Annotated in this window: 19 protein-coding genes and 6 pseudogenes; 16 read left to right on the top strand and 9 right to left on the bottom strand. The window is 60.0% G+C overall.

All coding sequences use genetic code 11. The features are described 5' to 3' along the window. Window positions 1–622: 622 nt before the first annotated feature. The 9 genes from L0U84_RS40870 to L0U84_RS40830 all read left to right on the top strand — a co-directional run bounded on the left by L0U84_RS40870 (window position 623) and on the right by L0U84_RS40830 (window position 9,669). Entirely contained in the window at window positions 623–1,720 is a 1,098-nt protein-coding gene (locus L0U84_RS40870) for a SphA family protein (RefSeq protein WP_233859438.1), read from the top strand. Window positions 1,721–2,046: 326 nt separating this feature from the next. Next, window positions 2,047–2,787 carry an SDR family NAD(P)-dependent oxidoreductase gene (locus L0U84_RS40865; protein ID WP_233859436.1) on the top strand — a complete coding sequence of 247 codons (741 nt, stop codon included), beginning with the start codon at window positions 2,047–2,049 and terminating at the stop codon, window positions 2,785–2,787. Window positions 2,788–2,897: 110 nt separating this feature from the next. After that, the gene (locus L0U84_RS40860; RefSeq protein WP_233859435.1) at window positions 2,898–3,770 is read left to right on the top strand and encodes an ABC transporter substrate-binding protein; all 873 of its coding nucleotides are present in this window, start codon (window positions 2,898–2,900) and stop codon (window positions 3,768–3,770) included. A gap of 101 nt (window positions 3,771–3,871) precedes the next feature. Further along, window positions 3,872–4,426: a flavin reductase gene (locus L0U84_RS40855; protein ID WP_233859431.1), complete on the top strand. Its 555-nt coding sequence runs from the start codon at window positions 3,872–3,874 to the stop codon at window positions 4,424–4,426. Window positions 4,427–4,464: 38 nt separating this feature from the next. Continuing rightward, window positions 4,465–6,018, top strand: coding sequence for a 4-hydroxyphenylacetate 3-hydroxylase family protein (locus tag L0U84_RS40850; RefSeq protein ID WP_233859426.1), 1,554 nt, complete (start codon window positions 4,465–4,467; stop codon window positions 6,016–6,018). 99 nt (window positions 6,019–6,117) lie between these two features. Continuing rightward, window positions 6,118–6,708 carry a malonic semialdehyde reductase gene (locus L0U84_RS40845; RefSeq protein WP_233859425.1) on the top strand — a complete coding sequence of 197 codons (591 nt, stop codon included), beginning with the start codon at window positions 6,118–6,120 and terminating at the stop codon, window positions 6,706–6,708. Between the two features lie 31 nt (window positions 6,709–6,739). Further along, the gene (locus L0U84_RS40840) at window positions 6,740–7,630 is read left to right on the top strand and encodes an FAD synthetase family protein (RefSeq protein WP_233859424.1); all 891 of its coding nucleotides are present in this window, start codon (window positions 6,740–6,742) and stop codon (window positions 7,628–7,630) included. Window positions 7,631–7,646: 16 nt separating this feature from the next. Then, entirely contained in the window at window positions 7,647–8,717 is a 1,071-nt protein-coding gene (locus L0U84_RS40835) for a maleylacetate reductase (RefSeq protein WP_233859423.1), read from the top strand. Window positions 8,718–8,829: 112 nt separating this feature from the next. Then, window positions 8,830–9,669, top strand: a complete 840-nt coding sequence (locus L0U84_RS40830; RefSeq protein ID WP_233859422.1) for an intradiol ring-cleavage dioxygenase — start codon at window positions 8,830–8,832, stop codon at window positions 9,667–9,669. Window positions 9,670–9,737: 68 nt separating this feature from the next. Here L0U84_RS40830 and L0U84_RS40825 read toward each other — a convergent pair whose 3' ends face one another. The 3 genes and pseudogenes from L0U84_RS40825 to L0U84_RS40815 form a co-directional block, all read right to left on the bottom strand. Further along, window positions 9,738–10,676 (bottom strand): LysR family transcriptional regulator, encoded by a 939-nt coding sequence (locus L0U84_RS40825; RefSeq protein ID WP_233859421.1) that lies wholly within the window; start codon window positions 10,674–10,676, stop codon window positions 9,738–9,740. A 189-nt stretch (window positions 10,677–10,865) separates the two neighbouring features. Beyond that, window positions 10,866–11,045 (bottom strand): annotated as a pseudogene (locus tag L0U84_RS40820) (acetylornithine deacetylase); the annotation flags it as partial. Between the two features lie 35 nt (window positions 11,046–11,080). Next, window positions 11,081–11,176: pseudogene (locus tag L0U84_RS40815) on the bottom strand (IS6 family transposase); the annotation flags it as partial. 368 nt (window positions 11,177–11,544) lie between these two features. Here L0U84_RS40815 and L0U84_RS40810 point away from each other — a divergent pair. After that, window positions 11,545–12,612 carry a purine-nucleoside phosphorylase gene (locus L0U84_RS40810; RefSeq protein ID WP_233859420.1) on the top strand — a complete coding sequence of 356 codons (1,068 nt, stop codon included), beginning with the start codon at window positions 11,545–11,547 and terminating at the stop codon, window positions 12,610–12,612. Window positions 12,613–12,800: 188 nt separating this feature from the next. Here L0U84_RS40810 and L0U84_RS40805 read toward each other — a convergent pair whose 3' ends face one another. Together L0U84_RS40805 and L0U84_RS40800 are read right to left on the bottom strand one after the other, a co-directional pair. Further along, the gene (locus L0U84_RS40805; RefSeq protein ID WP_233859419.1) at window positions 12,801–13,337 is read right to left on the bottom strand and encodes a nucleoside deaminase; all 537 of its coding nucleotides are present in this window, start codon (window positions 13,335–13,337) and stop codon (window positions 12,801–12,803) included. A gap of 26 nt (window positions 13,338–13,363) precedes the next feature. Then, window positions 13,364–14,476 (bottom strand): BMP family ABC transporter substrate-binding protein, encoded by a 1,113-nt coding sequence (locus L0U84_RS40800; protein WP_233859417.1) that lies wholly within the window; start codon window positions 14,474–14,476, stop codon window positions 13,364–13,366. A 397-nt stretch (window positions 14,477–14,873) separates the two neighbouring features. Here L0U84_RS40800 and L0U84_RS40795 point away from each other — a divergent pair. Then, window positions 14,874–15,053 (top strand): annotated as a pseudogene (locus tag L0U84_RS40795) (integrase); the annotation flags it as partial. Between the two features lie 121 nt (window positions 15,054–15,174). On the opposite strand, the pseudogene L0U84_RS40790 reads toward L0U84_RS40795, so the two are convergent. Then, window positions 15,175–15,336 (bottom strand): annotated as a pseudogene (locus L0U84_RS40790) (NAD(P)/FAD-dependent oxidoreductase); the annotation flags it as partial. Window positions 15,337–15,748: 412 nt separating this feature from the next. Here L0U84_RS40790 and L0U84_RS40785 point away from each other — a divergent pair. The 4 genes from L0U84_RS40785 to L0U84_RS40770 are packed head-to-tail and all read left to right on the top strand — an operon-like array spanning window position 15,749 to window position 19,704. After that, window positions 15,749–16,867: an ABC transporter substrate-binding protein gene (locus L0U84_RS40785; protein WP_233859415.1), complete on the top strand. Its 1,119-nt coding sequence runs from the start codon at window positions 15,749–15,751 to the stop codon at window positions 16,865–16,867. A gap of 20 nt (window positions 16,868–16,887) precedes the next feature. Continuing rightward, window positions 16,888–17,826 carry an ABC transporter permease gene (locus L0U84_RS40780; protein WP_233859414.1) on the top strand — a complete coding sequence of 313 codons (939 nt, stop codon included), beginning with the start codon at window positions 16,888–16,890 and terminating at the stop codon, window positions 17,824–17,826. After that, on the top strand, window positions 17,823–18,614 hold the full coding sequence (locus L0U84_RS40775; protein WP_233859413.1) for an ABC transporter permease: 792 nt from the start codon (window positions 17,823–17,825) through the stop codon (window positions 18,612–18,614). Before L0U84_RS40780 ends, L0U84_RS40775 begins: the two co-directional genes overlap by 4 nt. 19 nt (window positions 18,615–18,633) lie before the next feature. After that, a complete protein-coding gene (locus L0U84_RS40770; RefSeq protein ID WP_233859412.1) occupies window positions 18,634–19,704 on the top strand; it encodes an ABC transporter ATP-binding protein in 1,071 nt (356 codons plus the stop codon). Between the two features lie 178 nt (window positions 19,705–19,882). Here L0U84_RS40770 and L0U84_RS40765 read toward each other — a convergent pair. The 3 genes and pseudogenes from L0U84_RS40765 to L0U84_RS40755 all read right to left on the bottom strand — a co-directional run. After that, window positions 19,883–19,987: pseudogene (locus tag L0U84_RS40765) on the bottom strand (IS6 family transposase); the annotation flags it as partial. A gap of 71 nt (window positions 19,988–20,058) precedes the next feature. Next, window positions 20,059–23,169: a bifunctional diguanylate cyclase/phosphodiesterase gene (locus L0U84_RS40760; RefSeq protein ID WP_233859897.1), complete on the bottom strand. Its 3,111-nt coding sequence runs from the start codon at window positions 23,167–23,169 to the stop codon at window positions 20,059–20,061. Beyond that, window positions 23,166–23,903 carry a transporter substrate-binding domain-containing protein gene (locus L0U84_RS40755; RefSeq protein WP_267940213.1) on the bottom strand — a complete coding sequence of 246 codons (738 nt, stop codon included), beginning with the start codon at window positions 23,901–23,903 and terminating at the stop codon, window positions 23,166–23,168. Before L0U84_RS40755 ends, L0U84_RS40760 begins: the two co-directional genes overlap by 4 nt. Window positions 23,904–24,489: 586 nt before the next feature. Here L0U84_RS40755 and L0U84_RS40745 point away from each other — a divergent pair. Then, window positions 24,490–25,569 (top strand): annotated as a pseudogene (locus tag L0U84_RS40745) (ISKra4 family transposase); the annotation flags it as partial. Window positions 25,570–25,668 lie beyond the last annotated feature (99 nt).

Raw genomic sequence — 25,668 nt, 5'->3', positions numbered from 1 at the left:
TTGATTCATCACGTTAATTCGCTGCGCGAGCGATTCCAACCAACGTTTTTGCATATCGAAAGCACGGAAGAAGTGATAAGTGCTACCGGGTATGGCTGCCTGGGCGTCACGTCGCGCACGGTTTCCATGCTCACATCAGGTGTGGAGGCCCAACGGCGACGACACGAAATGGCCGTTGCAACACGGCTTTCGGAAGTGAAACCGCCGACTCAGAAAGACCGTTCTGCGGGTCAGTGCATGGTTCGACTCTATTACCCGCGGGAATAGTGTCTATGCCACGGCGTCTGTAGAGGGATTTATTTGGCTAGCCTAATGTAGTCCACAACGTGGGTTCGGCATAGGCGGTATCGCTGGCGAATCGCGAGTCTTCTCCGGCGCCGCTGCCCGCTTCTGGGCCGTTGCCGAACGTATGCATCGACGCGCTTCGCTTGACGTCGTGACCCCATGGGACTTGATTGAGAGCCCCGCATCATGAATCTGACTGGTAATCAGTATCGCGCGTTGGCGTTTCGCCGAGGCGGTCTTTAGCGACACGGAAGAAGTCAACTTGCCTGGGTGGTCCCGGAAAGAACCAGTCCGGGGTGTTTTCGCTCGCAATTCCGTATGTCGCGCAACAGGAAGCGTGCACATTCCCCTGGACGTTCGGAGTGAATGGGCAGACGTATGCGTTTTCTTTAAAGCACTTCGTTTTTCCATCCAGAAAATTGAAATCCATCAACGGCGCCGTGCAATGCCGGACGAGCGCGAAGGGGAACGTATGCCTTTTTTCGAGTGTCGCGGTTTGTGTCGCGCTGTCGGTGTCCCGCTCATTGCAGGCGCCGTGATTGCATCGAGTTGCCGGGTTGCAAGCGTGCACGCCACGGAAGGTGGCGGAACCAATTATCCGGTCGGTGTGAACACACTGCTGCCGGGCATTCAGCCTGCGCCAGGCAACCACATCTACGTGTACCTGCAGGACTACGAAGCGACGACGCTCGAGGGCAATGGCGGCGATCCGTCAACTAGCGTATCGAATTTTTCGCTGCATGCGCAGGCGGCGGCATTCAGATTGTCGCACGTCTGGCGAGACGTGACGCTCTTTGGCGCGACGCTCGAGTCGCGGACCAACATCCCGTTTGTCAATCTCGACCTGCACTTCGATGCCGCAACGCCGAAAGGGCCGCTCTACAAGAGCGGCCGCGCGAGCGGGCTGTCGGATATGACACTCGGGCCGCTCTTTCTTGGCTGGCATATCGGCAACCTGCATCAGGTGTTGGGCCTCGAATTCTTTGTTCCGACCGGTGGTTACGAGGCCAGCCGGCTCGTAAATCCCGGCCGAAACTATTACTCGATGCAGCCGAACTACGCGGTCACATGGTTGCCGACGCCGAATATCGAACTCAGTGCGCGTGCGCTCTACAGCGTGAATTCGGTCAATCATGCGACCGATTATCACTCGGGTAATGAATTTATCGTCGACTACAGCGCAGGGTATCGCTTCACCCCGATGTGGCAGATCGGGGCGAGCGGATATTTCTACAAACAGGTGACAGACGATGTGCAGCATGGACTCACGGTGAATGGCAACGGCAACCGCGGACAGGCATTTGCCGTGGGTCCTTCGATCGCGTACGGCAACAGGAAATTCTCGGTGGCGCTCAAGTATCAGCGCGAAATGCTGGTTCGCAACCGGCCAGAAGGGAATCGCATATGGCTGCAGATGTATATGCCATTTCAATAGCCGATGCCTGAGCGCCGCTGGGTGGTGCCCGGCCGCTGGCCGACTTCATCGGCTCCATTCTGCCAAGGAATAGTGTCTATGAGGCTGTATCCGTAGAGCTAAAGATTTGTACGAGGTACTGTATTTCAAACGACGCGTAATGCACGGTGTGACGGAATCGATACATCGAGTGCCTGCGTTGCCGGTAGTACCTGGTTGTTTGCAAAAGCACGTTTTGATCTGACAGGAGTAATTTCACTGATGAGTAGAGCTTACGTTTACTATGCGGCGGCACAGATGCGCCACGGCAACGAATACCCGGCCAATCTTGAAGCAGAGGTGACGTCATGGCAGTCGCGCTAATCACTGGAGCGAGCCGCGGCATCGGCGCGGCCATTGCCACCACTCTGGCACAACAGGGGTACAAGGTGGTCGTCAACCATCGCGCTAGCGCACCGCTGGCCGAAGATTTGGTCGCCACGATCGCCGCCGCCGGCGGTGAAGCGGTGTCGATTCAAGGCGACGTCACGAAAGCCGACGACGTCACCAGCATGGTCGATCAAGTCAAGGAACGCTGGGGCAGCGTAGACGTTCTCGTACACAACGCGCTCACGCCGTATGACATCACGTCGTTTGCCGACATGAGCTGGGAGCAACTCGGCGGCAAGGTCGACACCGAACTGCGCGCTGCCTTTCTGACGACGAAAGCAGTTGTGCCAGGCATGATCGCCCGGGGTTCCGGCCGGCTGATTTATCTCAGTGCGCTGCTGTCGCGCAAGCCGCGTAACGGAATGATCACGCTCGGCACCGCCAAGGCGGCGCTCGACCAGTTCGTGCGATACGTCGCACTGGAGCTGGCGCCCAACGGAATCACGGCCAACCTCGTTGCGCCGACGACCGTCGAAGGCGCGCTTTCGGCCGGGCTCGTTTCCGCTGAACGGCTGAAGGCGATCGCTGCGTCGATACCGATGGGACGGCTTGCGAAGCCTGGTGAAGTTGCCAACACGGTGGCCTATCTGGCGAGCGATGCGTCGGGATTTACGACCGGGCACTACATTCCGGTGAGCGGTGGCTTTGGAATGGAGTGAATGCAACGAGTGAGCGGATCGAAGCAGTGGATCTAACCCGCCGACCGATTTCGCCGCTCGAAGAAGCAGTACTTTTCAAATACGTTTGATTGCCCTGACAGAGGTGTTAATTGACAACGCTCTCGATCGACCTGACTTACGTCGGTGCCGGTATTCACGAGGAACTGATCGCGCATGTCGCCGATCAGGAAGGATATTTCGAAGATGAAGGCGTTCGCGTCGCGATGCGGGATGGCGCGGTATGGAAGACCGAGCGCGTGCGTGGTGGTGCGACCATCGGTCTTGGCCGGGCCATGATATCGCGCATGACCGGCGGCATCCAATGGACGGCTTTGAGCGTCAATACGCACCGACCGCTGTTCTGGTTCGTCGGCGCCAACGGCGTCAAGTCGATGGAAGACCTTCGTGGCCGCCGGCTCGCGGTTCACGGGGCTCGTACCGCGCCAGGCGTCTTCGCGCGAATCGTGCTGCGCAAGCATGGCCTGGATCCGGATCGCGACGTCGAGTGCGTGGAACGCATCCCCGGCGACTACCAGATGGACCTGCGGCGTCTTCGCGAGGGCTCGATCGACGCGGCTTACGTGGGTAGCACGCTATCGGCCGAACAGGTCGCGCACGAAGAAGGGTTCTCGGTGCTGTCGTGGGTGGGTGACCACTTCCAGATTCCGACCGTGGGCCTCGCGGTGGATCCTTCGCGCATCGCACTCGACGATCCGGCCTTGCAGGCGCTGGTGCGCGCCTACAAGCGGTCGCTGAAGACGATCGCCGAACAGCCGAGCCTCGCCGTCGAACACATCGCTTCGATGTTGGGCAGACTGACCAGCGCGGAAGCCGAGCAACACTACGAGCGCTACATCCGGCCGCATTTCACGTCCGACGGACGCGTGGATCTCGAAGTCGCCAAAGCGGGGGTCGTGGCCGTGGCGGCGGAACTCGGTGTCGCTGCTGGAACCGCCGACGAGATGTATCTGCCGACCTTGTAGTCGGGTCGTGATTCCGGCTGCGCTTCCGATGGCTTTCCCGTTCACGCGAATAACCTTCGATCTGGAGACGTGTGATGCCTAACACACAAAAAAGACGCGAATTGGCGGCCGATTCGGCAATTGCCACGCTGCTCGTCAATGCGCCCGATGCAGTGGCTGAGGATGTGAGCGCAACAGTTTTCAGAGAGGCGCTTTCCCATGCCATCACACCGGTGACGATCCTCGCCACGGACGGCCCGAGTGGCAGAGCCGGCGTGACCTGCTCCGCAGTGTGCTCGGTATGCGATACGCCTCCGACCGTTCTCGCTTGTGTCAATCGAAAGAGTTTCGCGAATGCCGTGATCAAGGCGAACGGGATACTGACGGTCAATTGGCTGAGTGCGGAGCAGAGCGAACTTTCGCAGCTTTTCGCGGGCGCCGGTGCGCTGTCGATGCCCGAACGGTTCGCCCAAAGCGAGTGGGGCACGCTGGCTAGCGGAGCACCGTATTGCAAGCAGGCGCTCCTGACCCTCGACTGTCACGTAGTCGATGCGGTCGAGGTCGGCACGCACAGTCTCTTTTTCGCTCGCGTCATTGCGACCATCAAATCGGACGAGCGCCGTCCGCTCGCCTACCATCAGCGCGCTTACGTAACGACTCGTCCCGCCGCGATTTAATCAGCGGACTTTTCTATTCAATGCACAAAGGAGAAATCATGATCCGAACCGGTCGTCAATATCTCGACTCCCTGAATGACGGACGCCAGGTCTGGGTGGGGAACGAAAAGATCGACAACGTCGCCACGCACCCGAAAACGCGTGACTATGCGCAGCGCCATGCAGATTTCTACGACTTGCATCATCGCGCCGATTTGCAGGATGTGGTGACCTATGTCGACGAAAACGGCCAGCGCCGTTCGATGCAGTGGTACGGGCATCACAATAAGGATCAACTGCGGCGCAAGCGCAAATACCACGAGACGGTGATGCGCGAAATGGCTGGCGCATCCTTCCCGCGCAGTCCCGATGTGAACAACTATGTATTGCAGACGTACCTCGACGATCCGGTTCCATGGGAAACGCAATCGATCGGCGCGGACGGTCACATCAAGGCAAAGAATATCGTCAACTTCGTGCACTTCGCCAAGGACAACGATTTCAATTGCGCGCCGCAGTTCGTCGATCCGCAAATGGACCGATCCAACCCGGAAGCACAGGCGCGCTCGCCGGGCCTGCGTGTGGTCGAGAAGAACGAAAAGGGCATCGTCGTCAACGGGATCAAGGCGATCGGCACAGGCGTCGCGTTTGCCGACTGGATCCACATCGGCGTGTTCTTCCGGCCCGGTATCCCGGGCGAGCAAGTCATTTTTGCGGCAACGCCTGTCAATGCGAAAGGGGTGACGATCGTCTGCCGTGAAGGCGTGGCGAAAGAGGATTCGATCGAACATCCGCTGGCTTCACAGGGCGATGAACTCGACGGCATGACCCTCTTCGAGAACGTGTTCATTCCGTGGTCGCACGTGTTTCACATCGGCAATCCGGAACATGCGAAGCTCTATCCGCAACGCGTGTTCGACTGGCTTCATTACCATGCACTGGTTCGCCAGATGGTGCGTGCCGAGCTGATGGCCGGCCTCGCGGTTCTGATTACCGAGCATATCGGCACCAGCAAAATCCCGGCAGTGATGACGCGCGTGGCGAAGCTGATTGGTTTCCACCAGGCCATGCTGGCGCACGTGATCGCGGCGGAGGAATTGGGCTTTCATACGCCCGGCGGGCACTACAAGCCGAATATTCTGGTCTACGACTTCGGTCGCGCGCTGTATCTCGAGAACTTCTCGGAAATGATCTACGAACTGGTCGACCTGTCCGGCCGTAGCGCACTGATCTTCGCAAGCGAAGACCAGTGGAACGATGCGACGCTCCAACCGTGGTTCGAACGCTTGAATAGCGGACCGGTCGGCAAGCCGAAGGACCGCCTGAAGATCGGCCGGGTGATTCGCGACCTGTTCCTGACAGACTGGGGTAGCCGCTTGTTCGTCTTCGAGAACTTCAACGGGACGCCGCTGCAGGCGATCCGCACACTGACCATGCAACGTGCGGAATTCTCCGGTTCGGGCCCGTACGCGAATCTCGCGCGCCGGGTGTGCGGCATCGAGCGAGAAGCCGACGTCAACAGCGACTATAAGGCGACCGCCGATTACGCGAAAGCACTCGATGCAGCACGGCATCAGGAAGCGCTTGCGCTCAGCGGAACCATGGCGATTTGACACGTCAGGAGCATGCATTCATCGCTTATCTGAACTGCGCTTGATGAAAGTACCGTGCGCTCGCACGGTACGGTTCTTGTCAAAGAAGGGTGACAAAAAATGGAAGATGAAGATTTTGTGGATCGTGTTTTCCGTAACGGCCGTAGCCAGAACGGCTGGCTCGACGAGCCCGTGTCGGACGAGCAATTGAAGCAGGTCTATGAATTGATGAAGTGGGGTCCCACCTCGGTCAATTGCTCGCCGGCGCGGATCGTGTTTGTGCGCAGTGAAGCAGGCAAGGCAAAACTGAAGGACGCGCTCAGTCCCGGGAATGTCGAAAAGTGCATGACGGCGCCAGTGCTGGCGGTGGTCGGTTACGAGACTCGCTTCTATGAAGAGCTGCCGAGGCTCTTTCCGCACAATCCCACGGTCAAGGCCTGGTTCGAAGGCGAAGCGAAGGCCGGCTTTGCAGAGACGACTGCTTTTCGCAACGGGACACTGCAGGGCGGATATCTGATTGCCGCCGCTCGCGCGGTCGGTCTGGACTGCGGGCCGATGTCGGGTTTTGACAACGCGAGGGTCGATACGGCCGTCTTCAGCGGGACATCGATCAAATCGAACTTCATTTGCGGCCTCGGCCGCGGTGATCCGTCCAAGGTGTTTCCTCGCAGCCCCCGGCTCTCTTTCGAAGAGGCCTGCAAGCTGGTTTGATCCATTGTCGATGGGGTTACCGGAGTCTTCCATGATAGTCATCTCCGATCCAGGCGAATTCAGGTTATCCGAGTCGGTGGTGTCGATCGGGATGTTCGATGGCGTTCACCATGGGCACCGGCACGTGCTGCGGAAGTTGCGAGAGCGAGGCGTGGCCTCGCGACTTCCCACCGTGTTGGTCACATTCGATCCTCATCCGCTGTCCGTTGTGCGACCTGCGTCGTGTCCTGCATTCCTGTCGACACTCGAAGGCCGTATCAATCTTCTCGCGTCGACCGGTCATGTCGACTACTGCCTCGTTCTGCGCTTCGATCGGGAGCGCAGCGCGGAGTCGGCAGAGGATTTTGTTCGGCGGACTTTGGTACGCATGCTCGGCATGCGCGCGCTTATCGTCGGGGAGAATTTTGCCTGCGGTAAGGGGCGCCAAGGCGATCTCGAGTACCTGCGTAATCTCGGTGCCGGTCTGGGATTCGAAGTGCGTCCCGTCCCGTTGCAATGGAGCGCGCGCATCGTGAATGGTGCTCATTGTTCATCGAGTGAAACCAGGCGGCTCGTTCAGCAAGGCGATATTGCAAGCGCGAATGCCATGCTGGAGCGCCCGCACGAGCTTTCGGGCACGGTGGTCGGGCTGAGTGGGTCTCCTTGCCGGTCGATCGACGTCACCGTGTCCCGCGGCATGTGCTCGCCGCCGGTCGGGGACTACGTGGGAGTCGTCAAGAAGCAGAACGTTGGCTCGCATTGGAGCAGCGCGCTCTTGCAGGTTCGAGAACTGCATTCAGAAACCGGCGGCCACACGATACGTTTGCTTGTCGAGAAGGGCGCGGAGATTGTCGTCGGCGATGCAATGACCGTGCGATTTCTTGCTAACGCAAGTTCCGTCAACCATCGCGTTGCGATCCCCGCGATTGCTGACTTGAAGTGATATGGGCGACACCGTCATGAAAGAATTTGTTTATACGAGCCGTCCCCAGCGTGTCGTATTTGGTGCCGGCGCGCTCGGACGGCTTGAAACGGAAGTCGATCTGCTGGGTGCGCGTCGCGCACTGATACTCGCGACGCCTGATCAGCGCGGAGACGCGGAACGGATCGCGGCCATGCTCGGGGATCGCGTGGCCGGCGTATTCGACAGGGCGGTGATGCATGTGCCAATTGAAGTGGCCCGCGAAGCACGCGAGCTCGCGCGCCGTCTGGACGCTGACTGCGCGATCGCAATCGGCGGCGGTTCGACGACAGGACTCGGAAAGGCCATTGCACTGGAGGCGGATTTTCCGATTCTTGCCATTCCGACGACCTACGCCGGCTCGGAAATGACGCCGATCTATGGAATCACCGAAGCAGGGCTGAAAAAGACGGGTCGCGATAGCCGGGTGATTCCGAAGACGGTGATTTACGATCCGGAACTCACGTATGCGTTGCCGATTTCCATGAGCGTGAGTAGCGCGATCAATGCGATCGCGCACGCGGCGGAAGGTCTTTATGCTGTCGATGCCAATCCAATCACGGACCTGATGGCCAGCGAGGGCATCGCCGCGATCGGACGAGCGCTGCCGCTACTAACGCCCGACGCCAAAGATCCGATCGTTCAGCGCGCGCGAGCGGATCTGCTCTTTGGCGCATGGCTGTGTGGATCGGTGCTCGGGACCGTATCGATGTCCCTGCACCATAAGCTGTGCCATACGTTAGGAGGCACCTTCGACCTGCCGCACGCCGAAACCCATACCATCGTGTTGCCGCACGCATTGGCCTATAACGCGGCGGCGGCTCCGCGGGCGATGGAACGCATCGCATGCGCGCTTTACGGCACCAGCGCACCGCAAGCCGCTTTCGATCTGGCGAAACGCAACGGCGCACCCTTGGCACTCAGAGATGTTGGCATGCGCGAGTCCGATCTCGACAAGGCGTGCGCGATTGCTCTACAGAATCAGTATCCGAATCCGCGGGCACTAGAGAAATCGGCAATCAGGCAGTTGCTGCAAAACGCCTATGAGGGCGTGCGGCCGCTAGTCTGACTACACGGCGATTTGCAACGTCTGTGTGATGAAAATCTTCACGGCGCTCGTTTACCGTGACCTATTGATGGATTGTCGACGCTTATCGAAACACTCAACATCGGAGCCAAACATGCGCAACCTTGACGAACACACTGTCACGCAAGCCGTGCTCGATCTCATTGCGGGTACGCCGGACGCCCGTTTGAAGTTCATCCTCACCGGCCTGATCACGCATCTGCATGACTTCGCCCGGGAGGTCAAAATGACCGAAAGCGAGTTGCAGGCAGGAATCGACTTTCTGACCAAGACGGGCCACAAGTGTGACGACAAGCGCCAGGAATTCATTTTGTTGAGCGACGTGCTCGGGTTGTCGATGTTGACCGTCGCGATGAACAACAGGAAACCGGAAGGGTGCACTGAATCGACGGTCTTCGGGCCGTTTCATGTAGACGGCGCGCCGGCATACGAGAATGGCGCCGACATCGCCAATGGCGCTAGCGGAGAACCTTGCCTTGTAACAGGCACGGTGAAGGACCGCAATGGAGTACCGATTGCGGGCGCGGAGTTGCACGTATGGCAGGCCGACTCCGTGGGGAACTACGACGTGCAGTATCCGGACCTCGAGACTCATCAAGGCAGAGGCGTACTCAGGTCGCAAGAAGACGGTAGTTTCGAATTCCGTACCGTGGTCGCAGTCGCCTATCCGATTCCGGTCGATGGCCCGGTGGGGGATCTGCTGCTAGCTACCGGACGTCACCCGTGGCGTCCCGCTCACCTGCATTTCATGATCAAGGCAAAAAACTACCAGACATTGGTCACGCATGTATTTCGCAACGGTGACCAGTATCTGGATTCCGACGCTGTGTTTGGTGTACGGCAAACGCTGGTGGCCGATTGGGTCAAGCAAGCTGACGGGCGCTACACCTTGAACTACGATTTCGTTCTCAACCCGGCAAATCAGGCGCACTGAGGAACGCGGGTACTATTGTCGAGTCCGCAATGAATGGCCATTCGCTGCGGACCCTGCCTTGCGTCGCTTTATCCCGGCGTCGAAAACAGTTTGCGGAAGGTGCTCCGAAGCCACTGGTTACCGGGTTCCAAGTGACATCGATCGTGCCAGTACTGCGCGATTTCCAGTTTGGGCAGTTCGATCGGTGGCTCGACCAGTTGCAGGTCGAGATCGCCACACATCGCGACGGCGAGACTTCTTGGCACTGTGGCGATCACATCGGAATGCTTGGCGATGAGCGCGGCCGAAGTAAAGACCGGGACGCGACACACAATGTTGCTGCGCGGTATTTCCGACTCGATGAGCCGCTCGATCGCGAGGTGTTCGTGCCCGGTACCCAGTGCGGACACGAGTGCATGCTTTTCCGCGACGAACTGCGCTTTGGTGGGATTGGTGCCGATGCGCGGATGGTCTTTGCGCGTGACGCTCACGTAGGTCTCGTTCCACAGCGGCAAGCGCCGAATCCCCATGGTCAACGACGGGAAAGAGCCGATCGCGATGTCAACGAGACCCGATTCGAGCCATACGTCGAGGTGTTGCGCATCGCAAGGAATCGACTGCACGCATATGCCTGGTGCTTCCGCGGCGAGGTAATTCAACAGGCGTGGGAAGATCTTGATCGCGCCGGCGTCGACCAGGAAGAAGCTGAACTTGCGCGTCGACGTTTTCGGGTCGAAGGACCCGTGGTCGGAGCGTAGGCCGCGAACACCTTTTAATATTGCCCTAACCGGTTCTGTGAGTTCGAGTGCCTTCGGCGTAGGCTCCATTCGCAACCCGACGCGTACAAATAGTGGGTCGCCAAAATAGAGTCGCAAACGTGCAAGCGTCTTGCTCAGCGCGGGCTGCGAAAGATTGAGTACACGCGCCGCTTTGGTGAGGCTATGTTCAGTCAGCAATACGTCGAATACTTGCAGATGGTGGAGATCGAGCTCGACATCGCCTTCACTTCTTTGGGGAATCGTGTCCATCCGGCAGCAGCCCTATCAATGCCAATCTGATGCGACCACTCTAGCCGATCCAAAAAGCCGCTGCCACCCGGAATAACTACCGACCTTCAGTATCTTTTGCGAAATATACTTCGTTTAATGGCGATTTCATTTCAACGAAACCGTGCAACGCGGCGAGCGCGGTACGATCAGGAAGACGTCGATATATATTCAGCCACGCGAGCCAGCATCGCATTCACGCATCTGCTCGACCGTAATGAACTCATCGGGCGTGTGTCCCTGGTCCATGCTTCCCGATTCGCAGACCACGGTCGGAATTCCCACCTGAGGGAAGACGCCGCCTTTGGTGCCGAATGCCACCGTGCCGAAGTTCGACGAACCGCTGAGGACTCTGTCAACTTATCGAGACTGAGGCGAAGAGACGGCAGGCTCAACTGAAAGCGGAAATACCAGCGCACAGCGCAACTGATGACCTCGGCTGGGAAACGGTGACCGTGATAGAGCGATTTCGATTTCTTCATCACGCCATCTTACGTGACCGGGCCAGCAACCTGACTCCGGGCCAAGTACTGGGACAAACTTGAAAGTGGGCTATGATTTCTTTCGCCTCGCCTACGCTCATCGCTTTTGAAGCCCCGATGGTGCGCCCGCACGGAGTATTGCGGGAAAGGTCGCTGGACGTTGTGTCCACCATTGCCGTGTCGTCCGCATAGAAATTCGCTGCCGCTTGCCAATACACATTTTTCTCCGCTTATACTCACTGTCACCTGAACGGCTCACGCCCAGGTCCCACGCTGCACGCCGATAAAAAGCCACGACTTCAGTCGACAACACGGCACGCGATTCACGTTTCGCAACGGTAGTTCTTACATATCAGGTGGGGCCTATTATGCTAAATCGTGCTTTTGGTGCCGCGATTTCATCGTTACTCGTGGCATGCACGGCAGTTGCACCGCCCATCGCGCATGCCGACGACAGCTTCGCGCAGGACGACGGCGCGTCGCATGGCCGTCCGGTCAAGGTGATGATCATTTCGATGTTCGGTCCGGAAGGCCAGGTGTGGCTCGATAATCTCGGACCGTGGCAGGACATCACGGTCGAGGGTCTGTCTCCTGACTACCCGGCCGTACACTGCAATCGCCAGGAGGTCTGCGTGATGACGACGGGCATGGGGCACGCGAATGCCGCCGCGTCGATCATGGCACTGACGTTCTCGCCGCGTTTCGACTTGCGTCATACGTACTTCATGGTGGCTGGCATCGCCGGTATTGATCCGCTTCAGGGGACCGTCGGTTCCGCTGCGTGGGCGAACTGGCTCGTCGACTTCGGGATTCAATGGGAAATCGACGGACGCGAAATTCCGCCGGGCTGGAACACCGGCTATCTCGGCATCAACACGACGGACCCGACGCAGAAGCCGCCACTCGACTATCGCACCGAAGTGTTCCAGCTCAATCCGGCGCTCTCGAACGCGGCGTTCGCGCTGTCGCGCAACGTGACGCTCGCCGACGACCCACAGGCGCAGACCGCGCGCGCCAAATACAGCTATGCGCCCGCGAACCGTGCGCCGACCGTGATCCAGTGCGACACGCTGGCGGGTGACACCTGGTGGTCGGGCACAGATCTCGGCGAGCGCGCGCGGCAATGGACGAAGATCCTGACCGATGGCAAGGGCACCTATTGCACGACGCAGCAGGAAGACAACGCCACCTTCGAGGCGCTGACGCGCGCGGCGACCGTGCATCGCGTTGACCTGAACCGTGTAGCGGTGCTGCGCGCTGGCTCGGACTTCGACCGGCCGTACGCGGGCCAGTCGAGCCCGGACAATCTGCTCAACTACTCGTCGCAGGGCGGCTTCACGATCGCGATCAAGAATCTGTTCCTCACGGGCAATCCGCTCGTGCAGGACATCGTCACGCATTGGGGCGAGTGGCGCGACGGCGTACCGCAGCGGTAGCGCGTTTGCGGGGGGGGTGGAGCGTAGCGCGTGCCTGTCTGCACAGCGATCGTGTCCACCGTGGTCGTCAGTTCGCCGCTGGCGTCCTCGATCGCCGGCGTGAGTTTGCGAAGCGCAGGGCTTTCACCATCGAGCCATGCGAGGATGTTGTCCGCCTCTCAGCGCGGGGGCATGTTCGGAAGGTCCGTTCATCGGCGTCCCCAGAACCTGCGCTGCACCTGCATCACTTCTTCCTCGACCTCGCCGACGGGCCCAACCAGGTCAACGCGCTTCTGGCAATGGTCAAAGACATACCGCGACGACACGCTCATGGTCGGATTCTCTGCATGATTGCCCGTGGCTTGCAGCAGGCGCTCTTCCGTTATTCCAAAAACCACCCGCCCGATGTTGGCCCAGTATGCCGTGCCTGCACACATGCAACATGGCTCAACCGTCGTATAGAGCGTGCAACCCCACAAGAATTGCGGCGTAAAGTTGAGGGCGGCAATGCGCGCGAGCACCGCTTCCGCATGATTGACGGAATCGACATTGCCCTGTTCTATTAGAACCGACTCCTGATCAGGCCCGACGAGAAGGGCGCCAAACGGGTGACGGCCCAACAGCATCGCACGTTCTGCAATAGCGCTTGCATGACGCAAATGGCGGACGATCTGCTCGCGTGTCGGCGCGAGCCCCTGCTCAGGGAACTCCGACGCGTTCTGATTCGCGGAAATGGTAAGGCTCAAAGCGTGTCTCCTCCATGTTGGTTCAGTTACTTCGGCAGCGTGCCATCGACCCCCTGCACGAACCAGTTGAGCCGCAGCAACTCGGCGTCGGGCAGTGACGTGCCGGCTGCCACCTTGATCGCGCCATTCTGATCCTTGATCGGTCCGGAGAACGGATCGAATCTGCCAGCGATAATGTCGTCGCGCTTTTGCGCCAGCGCCTTTTGCGCGGCGGGCGATACGGCCGCAGTGTTGATGTCAGCGAGGTCGATTGTTTTTTCCTTGAGACCCCACCACGTCGCCGCGTTGGTCCACGTGCCGGATTGCACCTGTTCGATCAGGTGAGAGTAGTAGACGCCCCAGTAGCTCACGCATGCCCCCAGTTGAGCATTCGGGCCGAACTTCTTCATGTCCGAGTCCCAACCGAACGCGTGCACTTTCTTCTGCTCGGCAGTCTGCATCGTCGCCGTCGAATCGGTGTTCTGGATCAGCACGTCGGCTCCCTGGCCGATCAGCGTTTCGGCCGCCTGTTTCTCCTTGCCTGGATCGAACCAGCTATTGATCCATATGACCTTCACCTTCGCATTCGGATTGATCGAGCGCGCACCCATCGTGAAGGCGTTGATGTTGCGCACCACTTCCGGCACCGGCACCGAGGCGACGAAGCCGAGCGTATTCGTCTTCGTCGTATAGCCGCCGATGAGCCCAGCCAGATAGGCGCTCTGGTAGGTGCGCACGTCATAGGTCGCAAAGTTCGTGGCCTTCTTGTATCCGGTCGCATGCTCGAAAACGACGTCGGGATAATCCTTTGCCGTCTTCAGTTCGAAATCCTGGAATCCGAAGCTCGAGCCCACGATGATCTTGTTGCCCTTGCTCGCGAGGTCGCGAAACACGCGCTCCGAGTCAGCGGATTCGGGTACGTTCTCGACGCGCGTGACCTTGATCTTGTCGCCGAACTTTGCTTCGATCGCCTTCACACCCTGTTCATGTGCGTAGGTCCAGCCAGCGTCACCGGGGTTGCCGAGGTAGACGAACGCGACTCCCATGGGCGCCGCGCCGGTGGCAGTGGTGCTCAACGCGGCATAGGTGCCGAGCGCGGCTAAAAGCGTAACCGCGGGGCGCAGTGAGCGCACCGCCGCGCGAGCGAATTTTGTTGTCATTGAGTCTCCGAAGACAGGTAAATGGAAGGAGGCGACGCCATTCGGCGGACGACCGGCTGCGTCGCATCAGCGATGATGGTGGTAAGTCAATATTAAGGCCGAAATTTTGATTCGTTATGGGTTGTATAACGGAATTCATATGAAGCCACTGGGAAATTGGCTTGCGGTTCGCAGAGGGCGTATTCAGCTCCGGGGCATCTGGGCCGCCTTGAGCAGTACACGGACAGGCTCCGGGGCATCGCGGCCTCGAACGCTTGCGGCAAGCTGCGGCAGGCCTGCGGCTGAAACGCCGGCATACTGGAAGACCTGTTCTGAGACGATCGCCTCGCAAGCGATCACAGGACGTTCCACGCCAGTCGCAACGGGATCTCGCCGACCATCGCAAGTCGGGTGAGCAGGGCGCTCGCCCGACTCCGCCACCGTCGAGGACCTGCGGCGTTACCGATTGCATCTGGTCGACCAGGGCACGTCGCGGTTGTCGCTCAATGCAGCGATCACTGGTCGGAAGTTCTTCTTCGAGATCACGCTCCACGAGCCCGACCTGATGGCACGGATGCAACCGGTACGCGTGCCTCGACAGGCGGCTCGCACGTGCCATGCGCGGTTGGTGAGCGAAGAGCGATCATCCGTCGGCGTTGCTCGCCAGTTTTCTGATGTACTTTCTACCGTTATGCGCGTAGGCGCTCGGGGTGAGACACGCGGCGCGCGGCGCGCGCGAAGCTGGTGGCGACGAGATACGCATCGGCGAAACCGGCTTCGGGCTCGTAGCCGATCAGCGCCGCGTCATCGAAGCGCGCGATCGGCAGCAATTCACGCGCGGCTCTCGCGTCGAGTAATTCGAGCGGCAATCCGTGTCGGCGATCGTGTATCGGATCTGAGGTGGCTCACGACGTGCTGCTGGTCGATGCCGACGGGTAACGGCATCGGGAGATCCGCCCGATAACGCTGAATGTCCAGCACGGTTGGCGCGCCCGTGGTGCCGACCGCCCGATCACTGAGCGTGCCGCAGGCAGGATGACTTGATTCGTGGCCCGGGCACTCAGGCGTTTATGATGCGCTGCGCAATCGGAGCGCGACATCGACCGAACTCGTGACGATCTCAATTGTGGGATCAGGCATTCAGATTTTCGACGGCGCGGCGGCACGCAGCTTTGATTCGCCAAAACGCGAAGTTGCACTTTTTGGCCGCTTGCAAAATTCTGGAATTAAATCTAGCCTGCTTCAGCAATCGGCGGATCCCTTCAACGCACTACCTTCCTTTCGGAAACAGCGATGACGATGAAGCGTATCTGGGCGGCCCGTGTCCTTTCGATCTCCGCAACGGCTGGACTCGCTGCGGGGGGCATTAACCCTGCATCGGCTGCGCCACCGGACGCGCTCGTGGCAGCCGCCAGGCAGGAAGGGCAGTTGACCACGATCGCCCTGCCGCATGACTGGTGTGGGTACGGCTCGCTGATCGCCGCATTCCAGAAGAAGTACGGCATCCACGTCAACGAACTCAACCCTGATGCAGGCTCGGGGGACGAGATCGAAGCGATCAAGGCGAACAAAGGCAACAAGGGACCCCAAGCGCCCGACGTGATCGATGTCGGCCTGTCGTTCGGACCGTCCGCGAAAAAAGAAGGCCTGTTGCAGCCTTACAAGGTATCGACGTGGGAATCGATTCCGGCAGCTTCCAAGGATGCGGAAGGCTACTGGTACGGCGATTACTACGGCGTGCTTGCGTTCGAAGTCAACGCGGACATGATCGACAAGGCGCCGGCCGATTGGGGCGATCTGCTCAAATCGGAGTACCGCAATGCGGTCTCGCTCGCCGGTGACCCGCGCTCGGCGAATCAGGCCATTCAGGCCGTTTATGCCGCGGGCCTTTCGCAAAGCAAAGGCGATGCAACGAAGGCCGACCAAACGGGCCTCAAGTTTTTCGCCGATCTGAACAAGAGCGGCAACTTCGTGCCGGTGATCGGCAAGGCCGCGTCACTGGCGCAGGGCACGACGCCGATCATCGTGCGTTGGGACTACAACGCGCTTGCCGATCGGGACACGCTCAAAGGCAATCCGAAAGTACAAGTCATTGTGCCGAAGACAGGCGTGGTGGCGGGCGTCTATGTGCAGGCGATCAGTGCCTATGCACCTCATCCGAATGCCGCGAAGCTGTGGATGGAATTCCTCTACTCTGACGAAGGGCAACTCGGCTGGCTTGCCGGTTATTGTCATCCGATGCGCTACAACGAACTCGCCGCGCAGAAGAAGGTGCCAGCGGCGCTGCTCGCGAAGCTGCCGCCTGCATCGGCCTACAGCAAGGCGGTCTTTCCGACGCTCGATCAGCAGAATGCCACGAAGGACGTCGTGACCAAAGGCTGGGATCAGGTCGTTGGCGCGAACGTGAAGTAGGCACGCGCGAGACCGCCCGGATGAGCGCATCTCCGCAGCCAGGCGCCCCGGGTCCGGACTTGCTGACACCCGCCGGGCCCGCGCCGAAATCCGGTCCCGTGCGCGACAGCAGCGGTGCAAGTTGGCTGACCTATGCGGGCGTCGCGCCGTTTTTCGCGTTCGCGCTGCTGTTTCTTTTATTGCCCACCGCTTTTCTGATGATCGGCGCGTTTCAGGATGCGCAGGGGCAATTCACGCTGGCGAATATTCGCCAGCTGTTTCAACCGGCCGTACTCGATGCCTACTGGATCAGCGTGAAGGTGAGCGTCGCATCCGCGGCCGGCGGGGCCATCTTCGGCGCGCTGCTCGCGTGGGCCGCAGTGCACGGTCGGCTGCCCGCGTGGATCCGCCCGACGCTCATGACCTTTTCTGGCGTCGCATCCAACTTCGCGGGGGTGCCGCTCGCTTTCGCGTTCATCAGTACATTGGGGCGCGTGGGTCTCGTGACGGTGCTCGCGCGGAAATATCTCGGATTCAATCTCTATTCCACCGGGTTCAGCATTCTGAGCTTCCTCGGGCTGACCATTACGTATCTGTACTTCCAGATTCCCCTGATGGTGCTCATCATCACGCCGGCGCTCGATGGCCTGAAACGCGAGTGGCGCGAAGCGTGCGACTGCCTCGGCGGCACGGCGCTGCAATACTGGCGCTACGTCGGTTTGCCGGTCCTCTGGCCGAGCTTTCTGGGTGCGGCCCTGCTGCTGTTCGCCAATGCGTTCGGCGCGGTGGCCACGGCTTACGCGTTGACCGGCAGTTCCCTCAACATCGTTCCGATCCTGCTGTTCGCGCAGATTCGCGGCGACGTGCTGCACAACCAGAATCTTGGTTACGCGCTCGCGCTCGGCATGATCGTGGTCACGGGCCTGTCGAACGGCGGCTACATCTGGTTGCGCGCGCGAGCTGAAAGGGGGCGTCGATGAAGTCGCAATCGCGCGCGGGCGCCTGGATCGCCGTGATCATCGGCGCACTGTATTTTTTGATCCCGCTCGTCGCGACCTTCGAGTTCAGTCTGCGGATGCGTCGCGGCGCGTACAGCTTCGATGCGTACCGCGTTGTCCTGGGAGATCCCCATTTTCAGGCTTCGTTCGGCTATTCGGTGCTGATGGGGTTGCTCACCATCGTGATCGGCGTGCTGCTCGTCGTGCCCACGGCGTATTGGGTGCAACTGCGTTTGCCGAAGCTTCGGCCGCTCGTGGAGTTCATCACCTTGCTGCCGCTCGTGATCCCGGCCATCGTGATCGTTTTCGGTTACCTGCGCATCTACAACAGCAGTTCGATTTTGCCGCTCACCAGTAACGAACGCGCGACCGATCTGCTACTCGTATTCGGTTACGTCACGCTATCGCTGCCTTATATGTACCGCGCCGTCGATGCGGGCATGCGCGCCGTTGATGTGCGTTCGCTGACCGAGGCCGCCGAGTGTCTCGGCGCGGGCTGGACGACGATCCTTTTCCGCGTGATTTTCCCGAACGTGCGCTCGGGGATTCTGTCCGGCGCGTTCCTGACGTTCGCGGTCGTGATCGGCGAATTCACGATCGCGAGCCTGCTGGATCGCCCGGCGTTCGGACCGTATTTGCAACTGATCGGCGCGAACCGCGCTTACGAGCCCTCGGCGCTGGCGATCATCGCCTTCATTGTCACGTGGGCATCGATGGGATTGATTCAGGTGTTCGGCTCGGCGCGCGCGCTGGCCGGCCATAAAACTTGAGCCGGTGAGGCCGCGACCCATGGCATTTCTCGAGATCGACAATCTTCACAAGGCGTTTGGAGCCAACGTTGCGGTGCATCAGTTCGACATGAAAATCGGGCAAGGCGAATTCATCACCTTTCTCGGCCCGTCGGGCTGCGGTAAGACGACCGTGCTGCGCATGATCGCCGGATTCGAAACGCCCACGCGAGGCGCGATCCGCCTGAATGGTCGTGACGTCACGCGCGTGCGCACGCGCGATCGCGCCGTCGGCATGGTGTTTCAGTCCTATGCGTTGTTTCCGAACATGACGGTGGCGCAGAACATCGGCTTCGCGTTGAAGGTTGCAAAGCGTTCGGAGAAAGAGATGAGCGGGCGTGTTGCGGAGATGCTGGAATTGATCAAGCTGCCGCATCTCGCCGGGCGCTATCCGTGGCAATTGTCCGGTGGGCAGCAGCAGCGTGTGGCCTTGGCCCGTGCGCTCGCGAGTAAGCCTCAAGTGTTGCTGCTCGACGAACCGCTTTCCGCGCTCGACGCAAAAATTCGCGTCTCGCTGCGCGAAGATATACGGGCACTACAGCGCGAACTCGGCATCACGTCGATCTTCGTCACGCACGATCAGGAGGAGGCGTTGTCGATGTCGGACCGCATCGTCGTCATGAACGACGGGCGTGTCGAGCAAGTGGGGGCGCCGCTCGATATCTACAATTTTCCGCGCACACGCTTTGTCGCGACGTTCGTGGGAACGCTCAATATCCTGGCCGGGCGTGTGATCGATCCTGCAACGGGGCGAATTGCCGTTGACGGTCAGGAACTGGTGACATCGCGGCCGCTCCCGCCGGACGATGCCGGCAAGGAGCGCGTGCTGGCGTTGCGTCCCGAGGCAATTCTGCTGGAGCCGCCGTCGTACGACCGCAACTCGCTGGCGGCGACGGTTGAAGAAATCAGCTTCCTCGGTTCCGTGGTGCGTATTCGCGCGCGGGTCAGCAGCGCGATCATTACCCTCGATGTCTTCAACGATCCGAACCGGATCCTGCCGGAGCGCGGGCAGCCGGTTGCTCTTGGCTTTTCGCACGACAATCTGCTTGTGCTGGATGAGAGCGTGCACTAACAGGTCGTGCCGGATTGCCGGGACGGATTGCAGGCCTACCGGGAGCGGCGAAACGTCGAGTGTTCCGGGCCGCCTGCGTCGCGGGCTTTTTACCTGAATGTGAAGTCGAGGCCGGCCACAGGCTGCTGGCGCTCGTAGTTTCTGCTAGCCATGACCACGGAAATTGCGAGCTGCAACACCATCTCACACAGATCAATACCACTTCGAACGGGTAATGAAGTCGCTTCGGAACTTTGGCTATGCCCGAGGGCAGTGTCTTTCGCGGAGTCTGCTTCTTCTTCATCGTGCCCATTCGGAGCATTTCGTCTGCTCCGGATTTTGCCCCTTCGGCTTATCGCGACAGGGCTCGTCCGACTAATCGGCGACGCACTGGCGGGCCTCGAATCGGCTGAGCATCGTTTCAAAACCTTCGACGGGCAGCGGCCGGCAGAAGTAGTAGCCCTGATACGCGTAACATCCCACCGCGGCGAGGAACTCGCACTGAGCCTCGGTCTCGACGCCTTCGGCGAGCACACCCAGACCGAGGCTGCGCGCGAGCGCCACGATAGTTTTGGCAATCACGGCATCGTTGGGATCGACGAGCACGTCGCGCACGAAGGAACGATCGATTTTCAACTGATCCAACGGCAAGAGCTTCAGATAGGACAGCGACGAATAGCCAATACCAAAATCGTCGAGCGCGAAGACGACACCTTTCGCTCGGAGCGCGCTCATCTTTTTGATGATGTCCTGCACGTTGTCCACCAGCACGCTCTCGGTCAACTCCAGCTTTAACCGGTCCGGCCTCGCGCCTGTACGGCGAATGATTGCGAATACCTTGTCCACGAAATCAGGCTCGCGAAACTGCTGGACGCTGACGTTGATCGCAACCGTGAGATGCGCCGCTTCCGGCCGCGTGGCCCAACGTGCCAGTTGCGCGCAGGCCGCTTCCAGGACCCAGTCGCCCAGTGCGAGAATCAGTCCGGTCTCTTCGGCTAACGGGATGAAATCGGCGGGCGGCACGAGTCCGCGCGTGGGATGCTGCCAGCGCACGAGGACTTCGGCGCCCGTTACCCGATTGCCGTCGATCTGTGCCTGATAATGAAGCAGCAATTGATTGTCCTTGATCGCATTGCGCAACCCCACTTCCAGCGCGGCCCGTTCCACCACGACGGTCTGCATGTCGGGGTCGAAGAAACGCACGGCATTGCGGCCCCTCTCCTTGGACCGGTACATCGCGAGGTCGGCCTGCTTCAGGAGCTCGTCCATCGAGGCTTGCTGGCCCCGGAACACGGTCGCGCCGATACTCGCGGTACTGCGGTATTCGATCTCGCCGAGCTGATAAGGGTTACCTAGAACAGCAAGAATCTTTTCGGCCATGGCTTCGGTCTGGCCGACCGCCTCCTGACGGCTTTTGTGCAGATTGCCGAGCACCACTACGAATTCGTCACCGCCCACCCTGGCTACCGTGTCGTTCTCCGTCACGCTCGTCACCAGACGTTGCGCCACCTGTTGCAGTAGCAGATCGCCCTTGTCGTGGCCCAGAGTATCGTTCAACGTCTTGAAGTGGTCCAGGTCGATGAAGAGCAGGGCGCCGCACGCGTCATTGCGCGCGCTGGCTGTGACGGCCTGCTTTAGCCTGTCTAGTAGCAGGGCGCGGTTGGGCAAGCGGGTCAACGAGTCGAAGAAGGCCAATTCCTTGATCCTTTCTTCCGCGATCTTGCGCTCGGTAATGTCGTGATGCGTCACGACATAGTGGCTGACAATGCCGTCTTCACCCACCACTGCGGAAATCGTGAGCCATTTCGGATACACGTCGCCGTTCTTGCGACGATCCCAGATTTCCCCCTGCCAGCCGCCCGCGCGATGAATCGTGTCCGACATCTGCTTGAAAAATGCCGCGTCGTGACGGTCCGACCGAAGTAGTCGCGGCGTCTGTCCCACGATTTCCTCTGCCGTATAACCGGTGCATTCGGTGAACGCCGAGTTCACGCGCAAGATCACCGAGTTGATATCGGTGATCATCATCGGCTCCATCGAGTCGAACGCGACAGCGGCAATCCGAAGTTCAGCTTCGGCCTGTTTGCGCTCGGTGATGTCGCGGCCGCTCGTGCGAAATCCGATGTAATCGCCGCGCGCGTCGCTGATCGGAACCCAGGACGCGGACAGCCACATGAGCGAACCATCCTTGCGCACGCAGCGAAACTCCAGGTCATCGCCGCGAAAGCCTTTGAGCGCCTTGCGGAACTCGGGGTCGACACGCGGGATGTCCTCTGGATAAATCACCGTGCCGGCAAAGTCGGCCAAGGCCATGCATTCGTCGACCGTATAACCGATGTACTTCTCCACCGCCGAGTTGATCCAGCGCGGCTTGCCGTCAGGTCCCCACCAGATCTCCCAATTAACGGTACAGTCGGCAATCGCGCGGAATTTCTCCTCGTTCTCGCGCAATTCCTTCGTCATCTCCGAGGCAAGGCGCATGGCGCGGCCACGGCCCGTCATCATGAGCCAGGTAAGGAGCGCCAGCAGCAGGCTGAGGCCGGTGCCGATGCTGGCGATCTGGAAGCCCGCATTGCGGCCGAAACGCGCCTTGAAGTCGTCCTGCGCGCTCATCGAGAGTGTCCAGTCATGTCCGCCCACGACCAGATATTCATTCGCCGACATGTCCGTCGAGCGGTGATGACCGGGCGGCTCGGGTGTCCTGTGCAACAGCGCGGCGGACGACGGTTCGACACCGTCGTAGATCGCGATGCTCAGACCCGGCGGCTGCTCGCCGTACAGACTGGCGATGACATCGCGCATACGGAAAGACGCGAAAACCCAGCCGACCACGTGGGCGCGTCGCTGGGCGACGCTGTCCTGCGGCTGACCTCGAGCGTAGATCGGCAGGTACATGATGAAACCGGGGCGCGCATTGGTACCGACGTCCACAGCGAGGCGAACCTTGCCGGAAATGGTCGCCATTCCTGAGTCGCGCGCCTGCTCCATGGCGCGCCGCCGCACGGGGTCGGCCCATGCGTCGAAGCCGGGCGGCGCGCGATTGATGCCGACATAGGGTTCGCGCTGGATGATGGGCGCGTAGTCGTCGCGAGCGCCCGCGGGCTGGACCGCGTAGTCGGGCAAGCCCTGCTGGCGCATCGCCGCCACGTGCCCGGCCTTCTGCGCGCGCGGCACCCACGCGACCACTCCGATCGCCTGGATACCAGAGAAGTTGGGGTCGAGATTGAGCGTGTCGATATAGTCGCGGAACTGCTCGCGGCTGACCTCGCCGCTGACGACAAACAGGCTCTGCACGCCGCGCAGCAAGAGTTCGTACGTACCCATGCGCTGCTCGATCCGGCTGACGGCGTCGCCGAGCGAGAAGTCGAACTGGCCGCGGAGTTCGTGACGCGCGGCTTGCCGCTCATGGTCCCAAAGCATCCACGTGACGCTGAGCGCAGCGGACAGAACCAGTAGCGGAAGCAGGACGAGGCGTGTCCAGGTCACTGCGGCGTCTGGAAATTGACCATCGAATCGACGAGGTCGGGTTTGAAATACTTCCCGAAGATACGCCGGACCGTCCCGTCCGCACGCATTTCGTTCACCAGGACGCGCCACTTTTCGCGTTCGGCCGGCGGCAGTGCCTTCTTCGACATGATGAGACCGTGAGGCACGGCTGGGTCGTCGAATTCCACGATGTTGGTCACGTCGCGGATTTTCTTTTCGTCGATGGAAGGGTAATCGAAAGGCTCGATAATCATGCCCTGAATGCGCCGCAGAATCAGCGCCTGGTAGAGCGGATCGAGACCGCCGGCCTGACTGACACGATTTTGGGCCGCCAATGTGTCGACGAGCCGGTTGGCCGACTCGCTGTATCGGAAACTGCGGATCACGCCGAGTTGGAACTGGTCGTGGTCCTCGAAATCGGCTAGGCGGTGGATGCCAGCATCCTTGCGAACCAGCAGATAGTATTTGTCGCTGAAATACCAGGCGAAGTCCGCGTACTGATTGCGCTCGTCGTTGGCAATGCCCGACAGGCTGAAATCGAGTCCGCCGGATTCGATCAGCTTCCAGATGCGGGCCCGCGACATCAAGCTGACCTTGATCTGGCAGCCGCTGCGGCGGATCAACTCGTCGGCGAAGTCCTTGTCGATGCCGGTATCCGTATCGACGGAATAGAGCAGACCGTGATCGTGCAAAGCGAGCGTAAATGAACGCGAGCATTCGGGGCCTGCGGCCATCGCACTACCGATACAGCTGAGCGCCAGCAGCAACCCTGCAACGCCATGTCGAATCACACTGCCTCCGTCGTACGAAGATGACTTGAAGACCCCATTCAATTTTGCCTGCATGACGCGGGCGGACGCTGCCCGCCATTGGGCTGCGTCGAATGGGGTTAATGCTTTTTTAACAGACGGGAAAGCATACTCCGTCCGGCGCAAACATCGGAAGATTCAAACGAACACGCTTTTCACGCAATGTCGGCAAGGCGCAGCACTTCTTGAGGGTGGGGAGCTTTTTGATTCGCCAGCGTGGGTTGTCCAACGGTGTGCCGGGTTGGCGCGCAACTGTCGGTGGAGGGCCGTCCGTTGGTTGAGCGAAGCCGTTTTTTTTCGCCTGCGAGCGACTCTCCGTTTGCCCTGGATTCGGGGTAGAGGCGCAGTGGAACGGAAAACGGGATTAAGCGTGAGCGCTTCGCAACGGGAATCTGGCATGAGTGAATACCAGCACGCGGGCGACGCGTCTGTGTGGGCGAAGTTACGACGTCCGAAGTGTCACGCGAGTCGCCGAACAGTTGGGGCAGAGTCAGCCGACTGTGAGCATCTGGTTAGGAAGGTGGATACCGTCTTCGGTACCGTGCCATTTCGCAGTGCCCAGATTGTGTGCTGTCCGTGCGAGACTCCGATGCTGTTGGAGTATCCGTACAGTCCGATGACCGAATTCGTTCCGGAGCGGGCGACCGGGGAACTTGTGTCGCTCGAGGCCAGGCTTTCGGCACGGATGCCGTACCGGCAGGTCGTTACTATACTGCGCGAGTTCCTGCCCGTGCGGAAGACATTGAACCATGTGACCGTGCGGAACAGGGCACTGCGCGTCGGCGAGCGCAGTGAAGCGGTTCAGCCTGCTGCGTGTCGCGCCCCGAAGGGAGAGACGGAGTGGACCCTGACCATCGACGGAGGATTCGTTAGAGGGAGACGCAAATCTGAATGTTCCAGCTTTGAGGTTCTAACGGACCGCTTGAGCGCCAGAGGGCAGACGTCGCGCGTATTCGCGTTCGTGAGAAAGAGGTTGCCGGATATCGTGGACCGGCTCACCACCCTCGTGAAGGCCACAACCGGAAGCGATCAACCGAAACTGTCTGTCATAACCGATGGTGCGAATGGCCTCCAGTCAATCGCCTGTCGATTGCCGTTTTCTCCTACACCTGTTCTGGACTGGTTCCATATATCAATGAGAGTGAGGTATCTCGAGCAGATCATCAAGGGCATACACGCACAACCGAAACGGAAAAGGCCGCCCGACGTGTGCTGATATCCCGCGTTGACAAGCTGCGCTGGTGCTTCTGGCATGCCAAACTCGCGAAGGCCAAAGACAGGATGCAAGGCATCCTGCTCCTCTGTCGGGTGATCGTACCTGAAACACCGGGTGTTGTAGAAAGTCTGGCGCAGCTCGACTACCGCACCCGAGAGCTTGTTGAATACGTCGAAGCGAACGGCGGCTCAACGATCGACTACGGCGCAAGACATCGTCGCGGAAAACCTATCTCGACCGCGACGGCCGAGTCTGCTGTGAATCAGGTGCTCAACCAGCGCATGTGCAAGCGCCAACAAATGCGTTGGTCGCCAACCGGAGTTCATCTGCTTGCCCAAGTGCGATGCGCGATGATAAACGGCGACTTGCGCGAGAGACTCGAAGTCTTCAGGCGACGTCCCCACGCGATATCTCTCGAGGTCACGGTATTCCTCGATCAGTTTCGCCGGGCCTCGGAATCGCTACCCCAAGGTT

It is taken from the genome of Paraburkholderia sp. HD33-4, assembly GCF_021390635.1.
Classification (GTDB): Bacteria; Pseudomonadota; Gammaproteobacteria; order Burkholderiales; family Burkholderiaceae; genus Paraburkholderia.
Note: the sequence above shows the minus strand (reverse complement) of the source record. Positions and strands in the feature narration are given on the sequence as shown.